General features: G+C 65.5%; 5 protein-coding genes. All 5 read left to right on the top strand.

Features of this window, described 5'->3' with window-relative positions; genetic code table 11:
- Positions 1-69 precede the first annotated feature (69 nt).
- On the top strand, positions 70-12366 hold the full coding sequence (locus AC19YY_RS20110; protein WP_500604731.1) for a non-ribosomal peptide synthase/polyketide synthase: 12297 nt from the start codon (positions 70-72) through the stop codon (positions 12364-12366).
- A complete protein-coding gene (locus AC19YY_RS20105; protein ID WP_500604730.1) occupies positions 12359-18097 on the top strand; it encodes an amino acid adenylation domain-containing protein in 5739 nt (1912 codons plus the stop codon). The genes AC19YY_RS20110 and AC19YY_RS20105 overlap by 8 nt, the downstream gene beginning before the upstream one ends.
- A complete protein-coding gene (locus AC19YY_RS20100) occupies positions 18094-21264 on the top strand; it encodes a non-ribosomal peptide synthetase (RefSeq protein WP_500604729.1) in 3171 nt (1056 codons plus the stop codon). The genes AC19YY_RS20105 and AC19YY_RS20100 overlap by 4 nt, the downstream gene beginning before the upstream one ends.
- A gap of 125 nt (positions 21265-21389) precedes the next feature.
- Positions 21390-21896, top strand: coding sequence for an RNA polymerase sigma factor (locus AC19YY_RS20095; RefSeq protein WP_262377088.1), 507 nt, complete (start codon positions 21390-21392; stop codon positions 21894-21896).
- Positions 21893-22825: a FecR family protein gene (locus AC19YY_RS20090; protein ID WP_500604728.1), complete on the top strand. Its 933-nt coding sequence runs from the start codon at positions 21893-21895 to the stop codon at positions 22823-22825. The genes AC19YY_RS20095 and AC19YY_RS20090 overlap by 4 nt, the downstream gene beginning before the upstream one ends.
- Positions 22826-22905: the final 80 nt, after the last annotated feature.

The raw sequence follows: 22905 nt of genomic DNA, 5'->3' as shown, positions 1-22905 counted from the left end.
CTGTCTGGATTCGTTTTATAGGGACGACGTGCCTTTGTGCTTCCTGCCTATTGCTCCGGATCCCAAGAAATGAACGCTGAAGACTCCTTGAAACTTGCTCGCCGGTTTATCGGGTTGCCCCTGGAAAAACGCCAGATGTTCCTCCAGGCGCTGCAAAAGGAAGGGATCGATTTTTCGCGTTTTCCGATTCCGGCCCAGGTCGAGGCCGAGGACCGTCAGGCGTTGTCCTACGCCCAGCAGCGCATGTGGTTTCTCTGGCAACTGGATCCGGCCAGCGCCGCCTACAACCTGCCGGGAGCGGTGCGCCTCAAGGGCCGTTTGAGCCTGTCAGCCATCGAGCAGGCGTTTGCCAGCCTGGTCGCGCGCCATGAAACCCTGCGCACGGTGTTCCAGCGCCAGGCCGATGAGCGCCTGTTGCAAGTGCCCTGCAAACCGGCGCTGGCGATTGAGCCATTGGACCTTGGCAACTTGCCACTGGCCGAGCGCGAACAGGCCGTGATGGCCGCCGCTACCGCACAATCGCTGCAGCCCTTTGACCTGGCCACGGGCCCACTGCTGCGTGTGCAATTGCTCAAGCTTGCCGAGCAGGAGCATGTGTTGCTGTTGACCCTGCATCACATCGTCTCGGACGGCTGGTCGATGAACGTGCTGATCGACGAGTTCATCCGCTGCTATGACGCCTTTGAGCGCAACCAGGCGCCGCAACTGCCGGCCCTGCCGATCCAGTACAGCGACTATGCCCTGTGGCAGCGCCGCTGGCTGGAAGCCGGGGAGCAGGCGCGGCAACTGGATTACTGGCGCGAGCAGCTGGGCGATGAGCACCCGGTACTGGAGTTGCCCCTGGACTTTGCGCGCCCAGCCGTGGCCAGTCATCAGGGCCAACGCTATGAGTTCGCGGTGCCGGCGCCGCTGGCCGAGGGCGCGCGCTTGCTGGCGCGCCAGCAGAATGTGTCGTTGTTCACCGTGCTGCTGGCTGCATTCAAGATCCTGCTGTTTCGCTACACCGGCCAGACCGACCTGCGGGTGGGCGTGCCGATTGCCAACCGGCATCGCGGTGAAACCGAGGGTTTGATCGGCCTGTTCGTCAATACTCAAGTGATGGCTGCGCACGTCGATGGGCAGGCGCGGGCCAGTGACTTATTGCAAGTGCTCAAGGACGTGGTCAGCGGCGCCCAGGCCCATCAGGACCTGCCGTTCGAACGCCTGGTCGAAGCCCTCAAGCCGGAGCGCAGCCTGAGCCACACGCCGCTGTTCCAGGTGCTGTACAACCACCAGCCGCAAGTGGCTGATCTTGAGGCGCTGGTGCTGGAGTCCGGCCTGTCCTTGAGCCTGGTGGAGTGGCAAAGCCGCACCACCCAATTCGACCTGAGCCTCGACACCTGGGAGCAGGGCGGCACCCTGCGGGCCGCGCTGACCTTCGCCACCGACCTGTTCACGCCCGCCACCATCGAACGCATGGCCCGCCACTGGAGCAACTTGCTCGCTGGCATGGTCGACAACGTGCAGCAGCGCGTGGCCGAACTGCCGATGCTCGACGCTGCGCACTACCAGCAGCAGATCCATGACTGGAACGCCACAGCTTCTGAGTACCCGCAAGAGCGCAGCATCCATCGACTGATCGCCGAGCAGGTCGAGCGTCAACCGGATGCCCTGGCCCTGACCTACGGCGCCAAGACCCTGAGCTATCGCCAGCTGGACGGCCAGGCCAATCAACTGGCGCACCAGCTGATCGAGCTGGGCGTAGGCCCTGAAGTGCGGGTCGGCGTGGCCATGCAGCGTTCCGACGCGTTGATCGTCGCCTTGCTCGGGGTGCTCAAGGCCGGCGGCGCCTATGTGCCGCTGGACCCGGATTACCCCGCCGACCGCGTGGCCTACATGCTCGAAGACAGTCGCGCCCAGGTGCTGCTGACCGAGGCCGAGCTGCTCGCCGACTTGCCCCAGACGCAGGCCCGGGTGCTGCTGATGGATCAACTGGCCGGCTATCCGCTGACAGCACCGGTCACCGCCGTGGCGCCCAATAATCTGGCCTACGTGATCTACACCTCCGGCTCCACCGGCAAGCCCAAAGGCGTGGCGATTGCCCATGGCAACGTACTGGCGCTGATCCACTGGTCGCAGCAGGTGTACAGCCGCGAAGATATCCAGGGCGTGCTGGCCTCGACCTCAGTGTGTTTTGACCTGTCGGTGTGGGAAATCTTCGTCACCCTGGCCAACGGCGGCTCGCTGATCCTCGCGCGCAATGCCCTGGGACTGCCCGACCTGCCGGCCCGCGACCAGGTGCGCCTGATCAACACCGTGCCGTCGGCGATCAATGCCTTGCAGCGCGCCGGGCAGATCCCCGAGAGCGTGCGCATCATTAACCTGGCCGGCGAGCCGCTCAAGCAATCCCTGGTGGACCGCCTCTACCAGCAGGCGTCGATCAAGCAGGTCTATGACCTGTATGGCCCGTCCGAAGACACCACCTATTCCACCTGGACGCCACGCGAAGCCTTGGGCCAGCCGAGTATTGGCCGACCGTTGAGCAACACCCAGGCCTACATCCTCGACGCCGACCTGCAGCCCGTACCTACCGGGGCCGCTGCCGAGCTGCACCTGGCCGGCGCCGGGATCACCCGTGGCTATCTGGGCAAGGCAGCCTTGACCGCCGAAAAGTACGTGCCCAATCCTTTTTCCACCACCGGCGAGCGCCTGTACCGTACCGGCGACCTGACCCGCTATCGCGCCGATGGGGTGATCGAGTACGTCGGGCGTATCGACCATCAGGTGAAGATCCGTGGCCTGCGCATTGAGCTGGGGGAAATCGAGGCCCGTCTGCTCAGCCACCCACAGGTCAAGGAAGCGCTGGTGATTGCCCAGGATGGCCGCTTGCTGGTGGCCTATGTGGTACCGGCGACGATGCCTGAAGACCAGGGTGCGTTTGAGCAGACCCTGCGCGCGCATCTGGCCGAAACCCTGCCGCAATACATGCTGCCCACGGTAACCATGGCCTTGGCGCAATTCCCCGTGACCCCCAACGGCAAGCTGGACCGCAAGGCCTTGCCACGGGCCGGCGAGGCCAAGGTACAGGGCTTCAGCGCACCACAGGAGCCTCGGCAATTGCTGCTGGCCGGGATCTGGCAGGACATTCTTGGCCAGCCGCAGATTGGCCTGGATGACAACTTTTTCGAGCTGGGCGGCGACTCCATCGTCTCGATCCAGGTGGTCAGCCGCGCCCGCCAGGCCGGCTTGCAACTGGCGCCCAGCGACCTGTTCCGCCACCAGACCCTGCGCAGCCTGGCCGCCGCCGCCCGTGAAGTGTCGACACTGGCCATCGAGCAAGGCCCGGCCCAAGGCCCGGTGCTGCTGACCCCGGTGCAGCGATGGTTCTTTGCCCAGGACATTCCCGCCCGCCAGCACTGGAACCAATCGCTGCTGCTCACCCCGCGCCAGCCGATACAGGTCGCCGCACTGACCGCTGCGTTGCAGGCGTTGGTGGTACAACACGATGCCTTGCGCCTGCGTTTCGTCGAGGGTGGGCAGGGCTGGGAGCAAGCGCATGCGCAATCCACGACGATGGAGCTATGGCAGCGCCAGGCCGCCAGCGTCGAGGCATTGCGCGAGCAGTGTGATCTGGCCCAGGCCAGCCTGGACCTGCAACACGGCCCGTTGATGCGGGCCTTGCTGGTGGACATGGCCGATGGCAGCCAGCGCCTGTTGTTGGTGCTGCATCACCTGGTGGTGGATGGGGTGTCCTGGCGTGTGCTGCTGGAAGACTTGCAGCGCGGCTACGCCCAGGGCCTGGCCGGCGCACCGCTGACCGCGTCGCACAAGACCAGTGCCTACCAGCAGTGGGCCGCGCGCCTGGACGACTACAGCCGCAGCCCGGCGCTGCTGGCCGAGTTAGCGTACTGGCGCGGGCAGTTGCAGGGCGCTGCCAGCGACTTGCCACGGGATAATCCCCACGGCCGGCAGACCCAGGCGGTGGCTGAACACATCCGCCTGCGCCTGGACCGTGAACACACCCGGCAACTGCTGCAACAGGCGCCGGCGGCCTACCGCACCCAGGTCAACGACCTGCTGCTGGCCGCCCTGGCCCGCACGATCTGCCAATGGACCGGCCACCCCTCGGCGCTGATCCAGCTCGAAGGCCATGGTCGCGAAGAGCTGTTCGATGATATCGACCTGACCCGCACCCTCGGCTGGTTTACCAGCCTCTACCCGCTGCGCCTGACCCCTGGCAACGAGCCGGGCGCGACCCTCAAGGCGATCAAGGAGCAATTGCGCCAGGTGCCCCGCAAAGGCATTGGCTACGGCGTGCTGCGCTACGGTGCTGCGGCTCAAGAGCTGGCGGCGCTGGCCCAGCCACGGATCACCTTCAACTACCTGGGGCAGTTCGACCAGCAGTTTGGCGATGATGCGCTGTTCGTACCGGCCAGCGAAGGCGGCGGCCAGGCCCAGAGCCCGGAGGCGCCCCTGGCCAACTGGCTGAGCGTGGAAGGGCGGGTGTACGCCGGCGAGCTGGAACTGGACTGGAGTTTCAGTGGCGAAGTCTACCGCCGCGAGACCATCCAGGCCCTGGTGGATCATTGCGCCCGGACCTTGCACGAGCTGATCGCACACTGCCTCGACCCGCAGCAGGGCGGGGCCACGCCTTCGGACTTCCCGCTGGTCAGCCTCGACCAGGCACAACTGGAAGGCCTGGGCTTGCCCCTGACGCAGATCGAGGACCTCTATCCGCTGTCGCCCATGCAGCAGGGCATGCTGTTCCACAGTGCCTACGATGCCGGGGCTGGCGCCTATATCAACCAACTGCGCCTGACCATCGATGGCCTGGACGTGGAGCGGTTTGGCCAATGCTGGCAAGCGGTGCTGGAGCGCCACGAAGTACTGCGTGCGCGGTTTGTCTGGGAAGGCCAGGCGCAGGCGTTGCAAGCGATCCAGCGTGCGGTGCAACTGCCGCTGACGGTGCTCGACGTCGCCCCCGACGACCTTGACCAACTGGCCCTTGAACAGCGTGAACAAGGTTTCGATCTGCACCAGGCGCCGTTGTTGCGCCTGGTGTTGGTGCCACTGGCGGCTCAGCGCTATGAACTGATCTACACCAGCCATCACATCCTGATGGACGGCTGGAGCAACGCGCAGTTGCTGGGCGAAGTCCTGCAACGTTACGCCGGGCAGGTGCCGGCGCCGGTCACCGGGCGCTATGCCGACTATGTGGGCTGGCTGCTGGCCCAGGACCCTCAGGCCAGCGAGCAATTCTGGAGCGCGCAACTGCAAGCACTGGCCGCGCCGACCCTGCTGGCCACCGCTCTGCCGGCGCCGCGCGGGGGCAGCGGTCAGGCCAGTCACCACCTGCTGCTGGACGCCAGCACCACCGCGCGGCTGGGGGAGTTCGCGCGGCACAATAAGGTCACTTTCAACACCCTGCTGCAAGCGGCATGGGCGATTTTGCTGCAACGGTATTGCGGCCAGCCGAGCGTGGCCTTTGGCGCCACGGTGGCCGGGCGTCCGGCCCATTTGCCGGGGATCGAGCAGCAGGTCGGGCTGTTTATCAATACGTTGCCGATTATTTGCAGTCCGGAGGCCACCCAGAGCGTCGCCAGTTGGTTGCAACAGGTGCAGGCGCACAGTGTGGTCCTGCGCGAGCACGAGCACACACCGCTGTACGACATCCAGCGCTGGGCCGGGCAGCCGGGCAGCGCACTGTTCGACACCTTGCTGGTGTTCGAAAACTACCCGGTGTCCCAGGCGCTGCAAGCCGGCGCACCGGCCGGCTTGAGCTTCAGCGGGCTGCACAACCACGAGCAGACCAGCTATCCGCTGACCCTGGGCATCGAGTTGGGTGAAACCCTGAGCCTGGACTTCAGCTATGCCCGGGCCGCCTTCAGCCCGCAGCAAATACACACTATCGGCGCGAGCCTGTTGCAACTGCTTGAGCAGTTTGTCGAGGCGCACGGCCAGGCACTGGGTAACCTGAGCCTGCGCGCTCCGGCCCTGGAGCGGGCGGCGGTGCAGCCGGCCGTCGACCCGTTGCTGGCGCACCAGCGTATCGAGCGCCGCGCTGCGGCGACCCCGGATGCCCTGGCCTTGATCAGCGGTGACGAGCGCTGGACCTATGCCGAGCTCAATCAGCGCGCCAACCGCCTGGCCCATCGCTTGCGCGAGCAGGGTGTAGTGCCCGGCCAGCGCGTCGGGCTGGCGGTGCGTCGCGGTGGGGCGATGATTGCCAGCCTGCTGGCGATCCTCAAGGCCGGCGCCGCCTATGTGCCGTTGGACCCTGATTACCCGGCCCAGCGCCTGGCCTACATGATTGATGACAGCGCCATGGATCTGCTGCTGCGCCAGCCCGGCGTGCTCGACGACGCCCTGGCCGATGCACGCGTGCCGTGCCTGCTGCTCGACGGATCGGAGCGCGACTATCCGTGCACCAACCTCGCCAACCTGGCGCTGGCCGAGCACCTGGCCTACGTGATCTACACCTCCGGCTCCACCGGGCAGCCCAAGGGGGTGTCCATCGCCCATGGCGCGCTGCGCGAGTTCTGCACGATAGCCGCCGAGTACTCGCAACTCACCCCTCAGGAGCGGGTGCTGCAATTCGCCACATTCAGCTTCGACGGGTTTGTCGAACAATGCTTCCCGCCGCTGTGCGAAGGTGCCTGCCTGGTGCTGCGCGGTGACGACACCTGGGACACCGTGACCCTGTACGAGCAGATGATCGAGCACGGCGTGACCCTGGCCGACTTGCCGGCGGCGTACTGGTTCCTGCTGGCCCAGGACTGGGCCGCCGACCCGCAGCGCAGTCGCGGGCAACTGCGCCAGGTGCATGTGGGGGGCGAGGCGATGTCGGTGGAAGGGCTCAAGCTCTGGCACGCCGCAGGCCTAGGCGGCGTGCGCTTGCTCAACACCTATGGCCCGACCGAAGCCACGGTGGTGTCCAGCACCCACCTGTGCCAACTGATGGATGCCGACGCGGCCAATGGTGTGCCGATTGGCCGTGCCTTGCCGGGTCGGGCGCTGTATGTGCTCGATCGCGACGCCAACCCACTGCCCGATGACGTGGTCGGTGAGTTGTGCATCGCCGCTTGCGAGGGCTTGGCCCAGGGTTATCACCAGCGTGCGGCACTGACTGCCGAGCGTTTCATTCCCGACCCATTCGCCGCTGTGGCCGGCAGCCGCGTGTACCGCAGTGGCGACCTGGCGCGACGCGACGCGGCGGCGGTGGTGCATTACTGTGGGCGGATCGACCACCAGGTGAAGATCCGTGGTTTCCGTATCGAACTCGGCGAAATCGAATCGCGCCTGTTGCAACAGCCCGGTGTACGTGACGCGGTAGTCCTGGCCCATCAGGGCGCGAGCGCGCAGCAACTGGTGGCCTATATCGTGCCGGCGCAGGCCGAGCCTGGGTTGCGCGAGCGCCTCAAGGCCAGTCTCAAGACGAACATGCCGGACTACATGGTGCCGACCTACTGGATGCTGCTCGACCACTTGCCGCTGACCCCCAACGGCAAGCTCGACCGCAAGGCCCTGCCCAAGCCGGACGCCAGCCTGTTGCAGCAGGACTATGTGGCGCCGGTCACCGCCGTGCAGCAGCAACTGGCGGCTATCTGGCAAGCAGTGTTGAACCTGCCGCGGGTGGGGCTTGGGGACAACTTCTTCGAGCTGGGCGGTGATTCGATCCTGTCCATGCAGGTGGTCAGTCGAGCCCGTCAGGCGGGGCTGCACTTCACTGCCAAGGCGTTGTTCGAGCAGCAGACCATTCAAGGCCTGGCCAGTGTCACCCGCAGTGGCGATGGCCTGCCGAGCATCGACCAGGGTCCGGTGGTCGGTGGCATGCCGTTGCTGGCGGTGCAGCAGGTGTTTTTTGACGAGGATATTCCCCAGCGCCAGCACTGGAACCAGTCGGTACTGTTGACGCCCCGCCAGCCCCTGGACGGGGCGCGACTTGCCCAGGCCTTGCAGGTGCTGGTCGCCCATCACGATGCGCTGCGCCTGAACTTCCAGCACGACGGTGCGCAGTGGCTCGCCAGCCACGGCGCGGCGTCAACCCAGGAGCTGCTCTGGCAGCTCCGGGTCAATCACGACGCCGAGCTTCAGGCGCTGGCCGACCAGGCCCAGGCCAGCCTGGACCTGCAACAAGGTCCGCTGCTGCGCGCGGTGTTGTTCGACAAGGCCGATGGCAGCCAGCGCCTGCTGGTGATCATCCATCACCTGGTGGTCGACGGCGTGTCCTGGCGCGTCCTCCTGCAAGACCTGCAGGACGCTTACCGCCAGCCCACCGTGAGCTTGCCGGCCAAGACCACCGCGTTCAAAACCTGGGCCGAGCAACTGCAAGGTCTTGCCCGCGGTCCCGCGCTACCCACCGAGGTTGCGTTCTGGCAAGCACTGCACGGCACCGACAACCACCTGCCGGGCGCCAGGGTGGACGCCAGCCTGCGCAGCCGCGACGGCATTACGCTGGATACGCGCCTGGACGCCGACCTGACCCGGCGCCTGTTGCAGGACGCACCAGCGGCCTATCGCACCCAGGTCAATGACCTGCTGCTGACGGCATTGGCGCGGGTCATCACGCGCTGGACCGGGCGCCGTGAAGTGTTGATCCAGCTCGAAGGCCATGGCCGTGAAGAGCTGTTCGACCACCTGGACCTGACCCGCACCGTGGGTTGGTTCACCAGCCTGTTCCCGGTACGCCTGGTACCCGCCGAGGCGCTGGACGATTCGATCAAGCAGGTCAAGGAGCAACTGCGCGCCATCCCCAATCGGGGCGTGGGTTTTGGCGCCTTGCGTTACCTGGGCGACGCATCGGTGCGGCACACCCTGGCGGCACTGCCGGTGCCGCGTATCACCTTCAACTACCTGGGCCAGTTCGACAGTAGCCTTGAAGGCGAGCACAGCGCACTGTTTGTACCCAGTGGCGAACGTGCCGGGCTTGAGCAGCACCCGGACGCGCCGCTGGGCAACTGGCTGACCCTTAACGGGCAGGTGTTCGACGGCGAGTTGTGCCTGGGCTGGACCTTCAGCCAGCAGATGTTCGACGCCGCCACCATCCAGGCACTGGCCGACGCCCTGGCCTTGGAGCTCAAGGCGCTGATTGAACACTGCACGAGCGCCGGCCATCACGGCGTGACCCCGTCGGACTTCCCGCTGGCGGCGTTGACCCAGGTGCAAGTGGATACCCTGGCCGGCGCCTGCGAAGCCATCGAGGATATTTATCCGCTGTCGGCCATGCAGCAGGGCATGTTGTTCCATAGTCTGCTGGAGCAAGGCGGCGGCGAGTATGTCAACCAGATGCAGGTCAGCATCGACGGCCTCGATCCCGAACGCTTCCGGGCGGCGTGGCAGGCGGTGGTCGATGCTCATCCTATCCTGCGCACCGCCTTTGCCTGGCAGGGTGGTTTGCCGCAACCGGTGCAGGTGGTGCACAAGCAGCTTGAAGTACCGTTCAGCGTGCTCGACTGGCGTGAACGCAGCGACCAGCCACAGGCGCTGCAAGCGCTGGCCGCCGCCGAGCTGGCCCAGGGTTTTGACCTGAACCAGCCCGGGTTGTTGCGCCTGGTGCTGGTACGCCTGGATGCGCGTCGTTGCGAATTGTTGTACACCCACCACCACATCCTGATGGATGGCTGGAGCAACTCCCAGCTGTTGGGCGAGGTGCTGCAACGCTATGACGGCCAGGTGCCGACGCCGTCGGTGGGGCGCTATCGCGATTACATCGCCTGGCTGCAACGCCAGGACCAGCAGGCTGGCCAACAGTTCTGGCGCGCCAACCTGGCGGCACTGGAAGAGCCGACTCTGCTGGCCCAGGCGGTCAGCGACCCGGCGCAGGCGCTGGCCGGTGGTCATGGCGATCATTACCTGACACTGGATGTGGCGCAAACCCGCCGCCTGGGCGAGTTTGCCCGCCAGCAGAAAGTCACCCCCAACACCCTGGTGCAGGCCGCATGGCTGTTGCTGTTGCAGCGTTACACCGGGCAGGACAGCGTAGCCTTTGGCGCCACGGTCGCCGGTCGCCCGGCTGACCTGGCGGGTATCGAGCAGCAGGTTGGCCTGTTCATCAACACTTTGCCGGTGATTGCCAGCCCGCGTGCCGAGCAAACGGTCAGCCAATGGCTGCACGCCGTACAGGAGCAAAACCTGGCCCTGCGCGAGCATGAGCACACGCCGTTGTTCGATATCCAACGCTGGGCCGGGCACAGTGGTGACGCGCTGTTCGACAGCCTGCTGGTATTTGAAAACTACCCGGTGGCCGCAACCCTCAAGCGTGGCGCACCCCAGGGGCTGGTGTTCGGTGAGGTGCGCAGTGTCGAGCAGACCAACTATCCGTTGAGCCTGCTGGTCAGCCTGGGGGAAACCCTGACCGTGCATGTGCGCTTCATCCACGCCCATTTCAGCGTGGGCACCATCGATGAACTCAGCGAGCATTTCAGCCGCCTGCTGTTGGGCATGCTCGATCAGCCCGAACTGGCGCTGGGTGACTTGTCGATGCAAGGTGCGGCCCGTCAACGACAGGTGGTTGCGCAATGGAATCCACCGGCGGTCGATTACCCGCGCGAGCAGTGCATTCATCAATTGTTCGAAGCCCAGGCCAAGCGGGCCCCCGAGGCCGTCGCGCTGGTGTTTGGCCAACAATCGCTGACCTATGCCGAGCTTAATCAGCAGGCCAACCAACTGGCGCATCGGTTGCTGGCCGAAGGTGTCGGGCCGGATTGTCTGGTGGGGATTGCGGTGGAGCGCGGCTTGCCGATGATCATCAGCCTGCTGGCGATCCTCAAGGCCGGTGGCGCCTACGTGCCGCTGGACCCGGCTTACCCGGCCGATCGCCTGGCGTACATGATGCAAGACAGCGGCCTGAGGTTATTGATTACCCAGGCGCCGCTGCTTGGTTCGCTACCGATTCCGGGCGGCGTGCAGGCGCTGGTGCTGGAGGGCGAGGCGGGCTGGTTCGCCGGTTACCCGAGCCACAACCCACCGGCGTCGGCCGGGCCGGACAACCTGGCCTATGCGATCTACACCTCCGGTTCCACCGGCAAGCCCAAAGGCGTGATGGTGCCCCATGGCGCCCTCGGCAATTTCATTGCGAGCATGGCCCGCGAGCCGGGGCTTGCGGCGGGTGAACGGATCCTCTCGCTGACCACGTTCTCGTTCGATATCTTCGGCCTGGAGATCTACCTGCCGCTGACCGTCGGCGCCTGTGCGGTGCTGGTGGACAAAGACACCACCCTCGATCCGGACGCGATCCTCAGCACCGTCGCGAGCCAGCGCGTCAACACCCTGCAAGCCACGCCCTCGACCTGGCGCATGTTGCTCGACAGCCCGCAGGTGGCGGCGTTGCAGGGTTGTACCTTGCTCTGCGGTGGCGAAGCCCTGGCCGACGAACTGGCGGCACGCATGCTCGCCCTCGGCGGCGCGGTGTGGAACCTCTATGGCCCGACCGAGACCACCATCTGGTCGGCTGCCCACCGCCTCGACGGCCAGCCATGGTTGGGGCGGCCAATCGATAACACCGCGTTGTACATCCTCAGCCAGGACGGTGCGTTGGCCCCGGTCGGCGTGCCCGGCGAGTTGTTGATCGGCGGCGATGGCCTGGCGCGTGGCTACTTCCTGCGTCCAGGCCTGACTGCCGAGCGCTTCTTGCCCGACCCATTCGGTGCGCCCGGCCAGCGCCTGTACCGCACCGGCGACCTGGCGCGCTACCGCCCCGAAGGGGTGATCGAATACCTCGGGCGCCTGGACCACCAGGTGAAAATCCGTGGCTTTCGCATCGAACTGGGGGAAATCGAGGCGCGCATCCAGTCCCAGGACGCTGTGCGGGAAGCGGCGGTGCTGGCCCTGGACGGACCCAGCGGGCCACAACTGGTGGGCTATGTGGTACTCGCCGAACCTAGCGATAGCCCCGAACGGCACGCGGCGTTGCGCGAGTCGATCAAGGCCGGCCTCAAGCAGCACCTGGCCGACTACATGGTCCCGGCGCACCTGGTGTTTGTCACGCAGATGCCCCTGACCCCCAACGGCAAGCTGGACCGCAAGGCCCTGCCGGCGCCGGACGTCAGCCAGATGCAACGGGCCTATGTGGCCCCGGCCTCGCCGCTCGAGCAGCAACTGGCCGAAATCTGGCAGCAAGTGCTCAAGGTCGAGCGTATCGGGCTTGGCGACAACTTCTTCGACCTGGGCGGGCACTCCCTGCAGGTGGTGGTGATGTTGTCCCGCGTGCGCGCGGTGCTTGGGGTGGACGTGGCGGTGAAGGACTTTTATGCCCAGGACAGCCTTGGGGCGTTGGCCAAAACCCTGGCCGACGCGGCCCAGGGCGATGGCCTGGCCGATGACTTTGACCTGATCTTCGATGCCCTCGATGAGCTGGAGCAGGAAAACCTGGAGGAAAGCAATGCTTAACAAAACTGCGGAACTGGTGGCGCGCATCAAGGACTTGAGCGCACCCAAGCGCGCGCAACTGTTCAGCAAGCTGGAACAACAGGGGGTCAATGTCGCGCGTTTCCCGATTGTGCCGGCCAGCGAGACCGGGCCCCAGGCCCTGTCGTATGCCCAGCAGCGGCAATGGTTCCTCTGGCAGTTCGACCCCCTGGGCAGTGCCTACAACATCTGCGCGGCCCTGCGTTTGAAGGGCGAGCTGGATGTCGAGGCGCTGCAATGCAGCCTGTCGCAGGTGCTGGCGCGTCATGAAGGGCTGCGCGCCGGGTTTGTGCAGGAGGATGAGCGGGTGCGGTGCATCATTCGGCCGATTGACGCGCTGGAACTTGCGGTACAGGACGCTGCGGCGGGCGACCCCGAGTCGGTCATCAAGGCGTTTGTCCAGGTGCAGAGCAGCCAGCCGTTCGATCTGGAACACGATCTGTTATTGCGTGCCGCAGTGTTGCGCCTGGCGGACGATGAGCATGTGCTGGTGCTGACGTTGCACCACATCATCACCGATGGCTGGTCGATGCAGATCATGATCGATGAGCTACTGGCGCTGTACATCGCCCAGGTTACGGGCACGCCATGCGCGTTGCCGGCGCCGGTCATCCAGTACGCCGACTATGCCGCCTGGCAGCGGCAATGGCTGGAGGCCGGGGAAGGGCGCCGGCAGCTGGATTACTGGCGTGGCAGACTGGGCACAGAGCACGTCCTGCTTGAGCTGCCGGTGGATCGCCCGCGCCTGGGGCCGCCGGACCAGCAGGGTGCGACGCTGCCGCTGGCGTTGGACCGCGCCCTGAGCGATGGCCTCAAGGGCCTGGCGCAGCAGCAAGGGGTGAGCCCGTTCATGTTGCTGCTGGCGTCGTTCCAGGTGCTGTTGCACCGTTACAGCGGCCAGTCGGATATCCGCGTCGGCGTGCCCACCGCCAACCGCAACCGCGCCGAGACGGAGCGGGTCATCGGCTTTTTCGTCAACACCCAGGTGATGCAGGCCACGCTCGACAGCCAGCAGCCGTTTGCGGACTTTGTGCAGACCGTCAAGGCCGCCGCCCACGAGGCCCAGACCTGGCAGGACCTGCCGTTCGAGCAGTTGGTGGAGGCGCTGCAACCCGAGCGCAACAGCCTGCACACGCCGTTGTTCCAGGTCATGTTCAACCACCAGATGGAAGCTGGCCGGTTTACCGATGGCCAGCCCCTGGGCGGGTTGCTGTGCACCCCGGTCGACTCGGAAAACCGCAGTGCGCCGTTTGACCTGACCCTCAATACCTTCGACGGGCCCGATGGCCTGTCGGCGGCGCTCACCTATGCCACCGACATCTTTGACGCCTCGACTGTCGAGCGCCTGGCGCGGCACTGGCAGGCCTTGTTGCAGGGCATGCTCGATGACCCCCGCCAGCGCATTGGCCAACTACCGATGCTTACCGCCGCCGAACAACGCCTGGCGCTGCAAAGCTGGAACAGCAGCACCGCCGACTACCCTCGCCACAGCGCCATCCACCAGTTGATCGAGGCCCAGGCCGCCCGTACTCCGGACGCTGTGGCGTTGGTGTTTGATACACAGTCGTTGACCTTTGCCCAGCTCAACCAGCAGGCCAACCGCCTGGCCCATCGTTTGATCGAAGCCGGCGTGGGCCCGGATGTGCTGGTGGGCATCGCGGTGCAGCGCAGCGTCGACCTGGTGGTCGGGCTATTGGCGATTCTCAAGGCTGGTGGCGCCTACATCCCGCTGGATCCGGCGTATCCCGAGGATCGCCTGGCCTACATGATGCAAGACAGCGGCCTGGCCCTGCTGCTGACCCAGGCGCCGTTGCTCGCGCGCTTGCCGATCCCGGCCGGGGTCAGTGCGCTGGTCCTGGACCAGCCGGGTGCGTGGCTCGATGGCTACAGCGTGGAAAACCCACTGCCGCGCAGCACCGCCGAACACCTGGCCTACGTGATCTACACCTCCGGCTCCACCGGCAAGCCCAAAGGCGTGATGGTGCGCCATGGTGCGCTGACCAACTTTGTGTGCAGCATGGCCCGCCAGCCGGGGTTGCACGCCCAGGACCGGTTGCTGTCGCTGACCACCTTCTCGTTCGATATTTTCGGCCTGGAAATCTACGGGCCGCTGCTGGTCGGCGCGACCCTGGTGCTGACCGGGCAGGACATCAACCTCGACCCGCAAGCCTTGCTGGCCCTGGTCAAGCAGCAGCGCATCAGCGTGTTGCAGGCCACGCCTTCCACGTGGCGCATGCTGCTCGATCACCCCCAGGCCGAGGCCCTCAAGGGCTGCAAGCTGCTGTGCGGCGGTGAGGCGCTGCCCCTGGAGCTGGCGACCCGACTTTTGGCGCTCTCGCCCCAGGTGTGGAACCTCTACGGGCCGACCGAAACCACCATCTGGTCGGCGCAGTACCCACTCACGCCAACCCAGCCACAGCCGTGGCTCGGCGGGCCGATTGCCAATACCAGCCTGTATATCCTCGACGATAACCTGGCGCCGGTGCCGGTCGGGGTCGCCGGCGAATTGTTGATTGGCGGCGACGGCCTGGCGCGAGGTTATTTCCAGCGCCCGGCACTCACCGCCGAACGCTTCTTGCCTGACCCATTTGGTGCGCCCGGCGCGCGCCTGTATCGCACCGGCGACCTGGCGCGCTACCGCGCGGACGGGGTGATCGAGTACATCGGCCGCGTGGACCATCAGGTGAAAATCCGTGGGTTGCGGATCGAACTGGGGGAAATCGAAGCGCGGCTGTTGGAGCAACCGCCAGTGCGCGAAGCCGCCGTGGTGGTGCGGGACGTCGCTGGCCATCCGCAGTTGGTGGCGTACGTGGTTGCCGTGCAAGCGGTGAGCGATGAGCAGGCGCTGCGTGAGGCGTGCAAGCGTCAGCTCAAGGGCGACCTGCCGGAGTACATGGTGCCCAGCCATTGGGTCTTCCTCGACAGCCTGCCGCTGACTCCCAACGGCAAACTCGACCGCAAAGTGTTGCCGGCGCCGGATGCCAGCGCCCTGCAGCAACACTACATCGCGCCGCGCAACGCCCTGGAGCAGCAGATCGCCGAGGTCTGGCAGCAGGTGCTGGGCCTGGCGCAAGTGGGGGTGAGCGACAACTTCTTCGAGCTCGGCGGGCACTCGCTGCTGGCCACCCAAGTGATCGCGCGACTCAAGCAAACCCTGAGCAGCAACCCAGGCTTGCGTGACCTGTTCAACGCCCCGGTGCTGGAAGATTTTGCCGCATTGCTGGCAAGCCGCTCGGTTGTGCAGCCGGCGCAAATCGCCTTGCACGCCCATGGCCCGCGCAGCACTGCGCCCTTGTCCCTGGCCCAGCGGCGCTTGTGGGTGGCCGAGCAGTTCTCGGCCGGCAACGGCGCGTATGGCATGCCCTTGGCGTTGCGCTTGCGTGGCGAAGTCTCGCTGGCGTTGTTGATCGCAAGCCTCAAGTGCGTGGTGCAACGCCATGAGGTGCTGCGTACCGCCTATGTCGCCGACGATGACGGCGATCCACTGGCGGTGATCGCGCCTGAAGCGAATGTGGACTTCGCCGTGGTCGACCTGTCGCACCTGGACCGTATCGAACAGGAAGCCCAGGTCGCCCAGGCCACACTGGACAATACCCGGCGCCCGATCAACCTGGCGCAGGCGCCGTTGTTCCGTGGGCAGATCCTGCGCCTGGGCGCCCATGAACATGTGCTGCTGTATTCGATGCACCACATCATTTCCGATGGTTGGTCGATGGCGGTGCTGGTGGGTGAACTGGTGCAACACTACGCCGCCCTTAAGCAGGGGCGTGGCATCGATCTGCCGCCGCTGCCGGTGCAATACAGTGACTATGCGCAATGGCAACTGGCGCTGGAGCAGGCCGGGGTATTGCAGCAACAGGCCGGCTACTGGAAGGACGCCCTGGCCGGTCACCCTGGGCACCTGCTGCTACCGACAGACTTTGCGCGGCCGCCGATGCCGTCCTTCGAGGGCTCCAGCGAGTCATTCAGCGTGCCGCCGGCGTTGGGTGATGCACTGAAAAGCCTGTCCGCACGCCAGGGTGTCACGCCTTACACCACGTTGTTGGCCGCATTCCAGGTGTTGCTGCACCGCCTCGCCGCCAGCGACGACGTGCTGGTGGGCGCCGATGTGGCGGGGCGTCAGCATGCCGAGCTGGAAGGCTTGATTGGTTTCTTCGTCAATATCCTGCCCCTGCGCTCGCGCTTCGACGCCCGGGCGCGCTTCAGCGATTTCCTCGCCGCGGCCCGGGAAACCTCCCTGAGTGCCTTCGAACACCAGGACCTGCCCCTGGACATGATCGCCGAAGCCAGCAACGTGCCGCGCCACAAGGGTTTCAACCCCTTGGTGCAAGTGCTGTTCGTGATGAACAACCTGCCGGTGCACAGCGCGGGCCTGGCGGACATTGCGGTGGAAATGGTGCCCAGCCTGGGCGGTTATTCCAAGTTCGATATGGCGCTGTTTATCGACGAAGACCACGGCCAGTGGCAGGGCACCTGGCAGTACGCCAATGACTTATTCAAACAAGAGCGCATCACCGAACTTGTGAGCGCCTGGATGGGAATTCTTCAACAGATTGTCATGGATCCAGACATCCGATTAGGGGACATCATCATGCCGTCGAATACCGCTGTTGCTCCTGCCGCACCTGCCAGCCCGAAGGCCGACAAGCTGGGCAAGTTCCTCAAGAAACCGTCGAGCCCGGTGGCCAGGGCCCCGCTGCCGGCGATGCGTGAATCGCTGTTGAACGCCGACCAGGTGTTCCCGTTGCTGATGGAACCCAACGACCCGGGGCTCGACCTGGTGACCTGGGTCCAGGCCAATCGCGCCCTGGTCGAAGAGAAACTCGCGCGGCATGCGGGGATCCTGTTCCGAGGCTTCGCCATGCGTGACATCCACGACTTCGAGGCCTTTGCCGAAGCCGTCCAGCCGGGCCTGTACGGCCAGTACGGCGACTTGCCGAAGAAAGAGGGCGGCAAGAACACCTATCGCTCCACGCCTTACCCGGAAAAGAAAATGATCCTGTTCCATAACGAGAGCTCGCACCAGGATCGTTGGCCGCGCAAGCAGCTGTTTTTCTGTGAGCAACCGTCGCCCGTGGGCGGGGCCACGCCGGTGGTCGATTGCCGGCAGATGTACCTGCGTTTGCCGCAAGCGTTGCGCGATACCTTCGAAAGCAAGGGCCTGCTGTATGTGCGCACCTTCGCCGACAAGCTCGACGTGTCCTGGCAGCATTTTTTCAAGACCGAAGACCGCGCCCAGGTCGAGCAGCGTTGCGCGCTGGCTGGCATCCAGTGGACCTGGCTGGACAACGACGAACTGCAGATCCGCACCCCGTGCCCGGCGATCATCACCCACCCGGGCACCGGCGAGAAAACCTTCTTCAACCAGGTGCAACTGCACCATATCTACTGCCTGGACCCCGATGTGCGCGACGACTTGCTGGGCCTGTTCGGCCCCGAGCGGATGCCGCGCCACGTGTACTACGGCGACGGCAGCCCGATTGAAGACGCGGTGATGCAGCAACTGGGCGAACTCTACGAGGCCTGTGCGGTGCGCTTTGACTGGCGCAAGGGCGATGTGATCCTGCTGGACAACATGCTCGCCGCCCACGCCCGCGACCCCTTTGAAGGCCCACGCAAAATCGTCGTGGCCATGGGCGAAATGATCGAACGGCGCGACCTGGAAACGGTAGTGCCCTCCACACGTATGCAAACTGAAGGGACTGACGCATGAGTACGCTTAACGATGCAGGCCTGGCGCTGCTCGCCGAACAGCAGCAGCGGGTGCTGGACGCCCAGGGCGGCGCGAGCTGGGGCGACATTGCGCACCTGCTGTCTATCCAGATCAGCGGCGCGCTCGATGTGCCACGGCTGCAAGCGGCGTTTAGTGGATTGCGCCAGCGTCACACAGCGCTCGCGGCGCGTTTGGCGACCGCGCCCGGTTACCGTGGCCTGCGGCAGTTCTTTGATGCCGGGGCGGCGAATGGGGCACTGGCGGTGGATGAGTCCAGTAACACCGCGCAGGTCCTGGCGCTGTGGTGTCAGCGCCCGGTGAGCTTGGCGTCCGGAGTGTTTTTTGAGGGCCTGTTGCAGCGTATCGACACGCAGCACTGGCAACTGACCCTGGGCCTGGCGGGTTTTATCGGCGACCAGGCCAGCCTGGAAATTCTCTATCAAGACCTGTGCACAGCCTATGAGCAGGGCAGTTGCAGCGTGGACGAGGAACTGGGGCAGTTTGCCCAGTACCTGGAATGGCACGCAGAAGTGGTGCTTGACGAAGACGCGGATACCGCCAAGGCCTATTGGAAAACCTACCTGGCGGGCGCTGGCGCGCTGGCGCCGGACTTGCCGGGCCGCTACGCCAATACCGTGCAGGGCAAGGCCGTTGGGCAGTCCCTGAGTACCGACCTTGACCCGCGCGTGTTGGCGCGCCTGGGCCAGTTGGCGACCCAGCACGGCACCCAGGTGACCACGCTCTTGCAAGCCGCCTGGTGGGTGCTGCTGGCGCGGATCAGCGGGCGCGAAGGGTTTGTCGCAGGCCTGCGGCATGACGCGCGCGCGGACTATGAGTTCTTCGCGCCGACCGTGGGCCTGTTGCAAAGAACCCTGGCGCTGCACCTCGACCTGGCGCCGACGGCCTCGTTCAGCAGCGTCCTGGCGCAGTTGGCGGGGGTGCTGGACAGCCATGGCACCTGGCAGGAATATGCGCCGCTCGACGCTGGCCTGCCGCTGACCCATGGCTTTGGCGTGCGCCGCCAGCCGGCAGCGCGCGCAGTGGGGGCATGCACTTGGAGTGGCGCCTACAGTGCTGATCTGCGGCCGCTGTTTGAACTGGCGCTGAATGTCGATGTGGAGGAGGGCGGCGCGGTTACCGGGCTGTCGCTGGACTATGCCGCCGCCGTGTACAGCCAGGCATCGATGCACACGCTGCTGGCGCAGTATCAAGTGCTGCTGGCCAGTGTGCTGGAGCAGCCGGACGCGGCCATCGCTACCTTGAGCCTGTTGGGGGAAGCGGAGCGCCAACGCTTGCTGGCATTCAATCCTGCGACCCAAGTGCTGGAAGAGCGGGTGCTGTTGCCCGAGCATATTCTCAATTGGGCCGAAATCACCCCGGATGCGCTGGCGTTGGTGGCGGGTGGGCAATCGTTGAGCTATGCCGGGCTGGACGCCGGTGTGCGCCAACTGGCCGGCCGTCTGCGCCAGCACGGCGTTACTGCGGGCGGTATCGTCGCCCTGGCGTTGCCGCGCGGCGTGGCGCAGGTGCTGACCATTCTTGCCACCTGGCGCACAGGGGCCGCCTACCTGCCGCTGGACCCCAGCTGGCCCGCGGCCCGCCAGGCCCAACTGGTGGCGCAGGCCGGCGCGCAACTGCTGGTCACCCAGGGCGCGGCACCGGATGGATTGGGCTGTGCGGTGCTGGATCTCGATCAACCGGTGCAGCAGCCGTTGCCGGAAGGGCCGAGCGCGAACCTGCAAGGCCAGGACGCGGCCTATGTGCTGTTTACCTCCGGCACCACCGGTGTACCCAAGGGCGTGGTGGTTGAGCATCGGCAATTGCTCAACTATGTCGCGGGTGTCAGCGGTGAGCTGGACCTGGCCGCCTGCCGGCACTTCGCTCAGGGCTCAACCGTCGCCGCCGACCTGGGCAATACCAGCCTGTTTGGTGCGTTGTACAACGGCGCCACCTTGCATATCGCTGATGACGCCACGATGCAGGATCCGCAGGCGTTTGCAGCGTTTATCCAGACCCAGGGCATCGACTGTCTGAAAATCGTCCCGTCCCATCTTGCGGCCTTGCTCGAAGCACCGCAGCCGACAGTACCGGCGACCCTGATCCTCGGCGGCGAGGCCATCGGCCAGGGGTTGGTGGCGCGCATCTTCAACCTGCGCGCCGATTGCCGCCTGTTCAATCACTACGGCCCCACCGAAACCACCGTCGGCGTCGCCGTGCATGGGATCAGCCCGGACGACTTGCAGCAGATGGCGATTGCCCTGACTCGGGTGCTGCCAAACAACCAGTTGTACATCCTCAACGAGGACCAGCAACTGGTGGCCAGCGGTGAACTGGGTGAGCTGTATATCGGCGGCCAGCAATTGTGCCGAGGCTATCTGAATGACCCGGTGCAGACCGATGCCGCGTTTATCAGCAGTCCGTTCGCCCCTGGCGAGCGCCTGTACCGTAGCGGCGACCTGGCCCGTTACCTGCCCCAAGGTGGCATCGCCCTGTATGGCCGGCGCGACCACCAGGTGAAGGTGCGCGGGTTCCGTATCGAACTGGCAGAGATCGAACAACACCTGCTGCGTGCCCCAGGAGTGAGTGAAGCCGTGGTGCTGCTGGCGCAGGATGAGCCGGTAGCCTTTGTACTGCCGAGCCAGGACGCGCCAGCGCACTGGCTGCAAACCCTCAAGCAGCACATGGCCGAGCACTTGCCGGCGGTGATGGTGCCGCGTCAGTACCAAGTGGTGCAGCACATGCCCCGCCTGGGCAATGGCAAAGTCGATCGCCAGGCCTTGCAGCGCCTGGAGCCCATCGATGAAGACGACAGCTTCGCCGAACCCCAGGACGCCCTCGAAGCCTTGCTGGCCAGCCGCATGGCCCAGTTGCTGGGTCGTGACCGCCTGGGCCGCGACCGCGACTTTTTTGCCGCCGGTGGCCATTCGCTGCTGGTGATCAAGCTGGTGGCGGGGATTCGCAAACTGCTGCACTGCGAAGTCCATCCCGGCATCGTGTTCGACCACCCAAGCCCCGGCGAGCTGGCCCAGGCCCTGCGCGCCCAGGAAGACAGCCCTGGCCAACTGGAAAAACTGGCCCAGGCACGTTTGCGCCTGGATGCATTGAGCCCAGAGGAGAAGGCCGCGTTACTGGAGAAGGCGCGCCAACAGGCGGCAGTGCAGAGCTGAGACGGTTGCGGGCGCTGGCGGTCAGTCAGCGCCCGCACGTTTTATGCTGTTGCGAACGATTCTCATAAATTGTAGTCTAGCGCCCCCTATGTGTGCCCTGCACACGGATGCCCATGGAGTGTGCGTTGGATAATCTGGATCGGTTGTTTCGCCTCTATCATCGCGAACTGCAGCAGATTGCCTACCGTCGGCTGGGCGACCGGGAAATGGCGGCCGACCTCATGCAGGACGCGTTCGTGCGCTACGTCGGCCTGGACCGGCAGCAGCGCACCCATACCATCACCAATCCGCGGTTTTTCCTGATTCGCGTATTGCGTAACCTGATCATCGACCTGGGCCGCAGCCGCACACGGCGCGGGCCGATGGACTCGCTGGAGGATGTGCAACACGAGTTGCTCGACCCATGCCCGGGCCCTGCGGCACTGGTGGAAATGCGCCAGCAATTGCAGCTGTTGCAGCAGGCGTTGGGAGAATTGTCCGAGAACAGCCGCCAGGCCTTGCTGCTCAACCGCCTCGACGGCTTGGGCCATGCGGCGATTGCCAAGCAACTCGGGGTGTCTCCCAGTATGGTCAGCAAATACATCATGAGCGCGGTGCTGCATTGCGCCCGGCGTCTTGGGATGACCGAGTGACACTGGAAAAACCTTCACCATTGCTGACCGAGCAGGCGTTGCAATGGCTGGTCGACCTGCATTCGGGCAGCCCCGAGGCACCGACCTGGGACGCCTACCTGCAGTGGTGCGAAACCTCGCCCGAACACCAGCGTGCCGCCCATGCGGCGGAACGACTGTGGGAGAGCCTGGGCAGCGCACTGGAGCGCCCACCTGGATCGTCACGCCGCTTGTTGCAACTGGGGCTGGTCGTCGCATTGAGCCTGGCGGGCGGCTTGTCCTGGCAGGCGGAGCAACACGGCTGGATGGCGGACCAGGTGACCGGCCTGGGCGAGCACCGCCGCGTCACACTGGACGACGGCTCACACCTGGAACTGGCGCCGCGCACCCGGGTGGATATCGACATGCAAGGTGGTCGCCGGGTGCTGCATCTGTATACCGGCGAACTGTTCGTCCAGGTTGCCCCCGATACCCAACGCCCCTTCGAAGTACGCGCCGGGCGCGGCAGCCTGCGCGCGCTGGGCACTGGCTTCGACGTGCGACGCGAGGGCGAGCAGGTGCGGATGGTCGTCACCGAACACACCGTGCGCGTGACATTGGACGGCGACCCGCAGACCACCGATGTCGAGGCCGGACAGGCCGTGCAATACGGCCCGGACGGCCGCGCGCGCACCCAACCGGCCGACGTCGGCACCGCCACGGCCTGGCGCCGCGACAAACTGGTGTTCAACCGCCAACCCCTGGGCGAGGTGCTGGAGCAACTGGGTCGCTACCATCGCGGCGTGATCTGGGTCCGCGACAACAGCCTGCGCGACCTGCCCGTGACCGGCATCATCGCCACCGACGATACCGACGCCCAACTCAAACTGCTGCAACGCACCCTGCCACTGCGGGTGCGCCTGCTGCCGTGGCTGACCGTGATCGAGCGCGACGACTCGCGCCGACAGTAACCCATGCGCAAAAAATACGCTGGCCGCCGCTGTCGGGTTTCAGAAGGCTGACGTCTTTCCTGTTGAGATTGATTTTTATT

The organism is Pseudomonas sp. MF09156, assembly GCF_059862305.1.
Note: the sequence above shows the minus strand (reverse complement) of the source record. Positions and strands in the feature narration are given on the sequence as shown.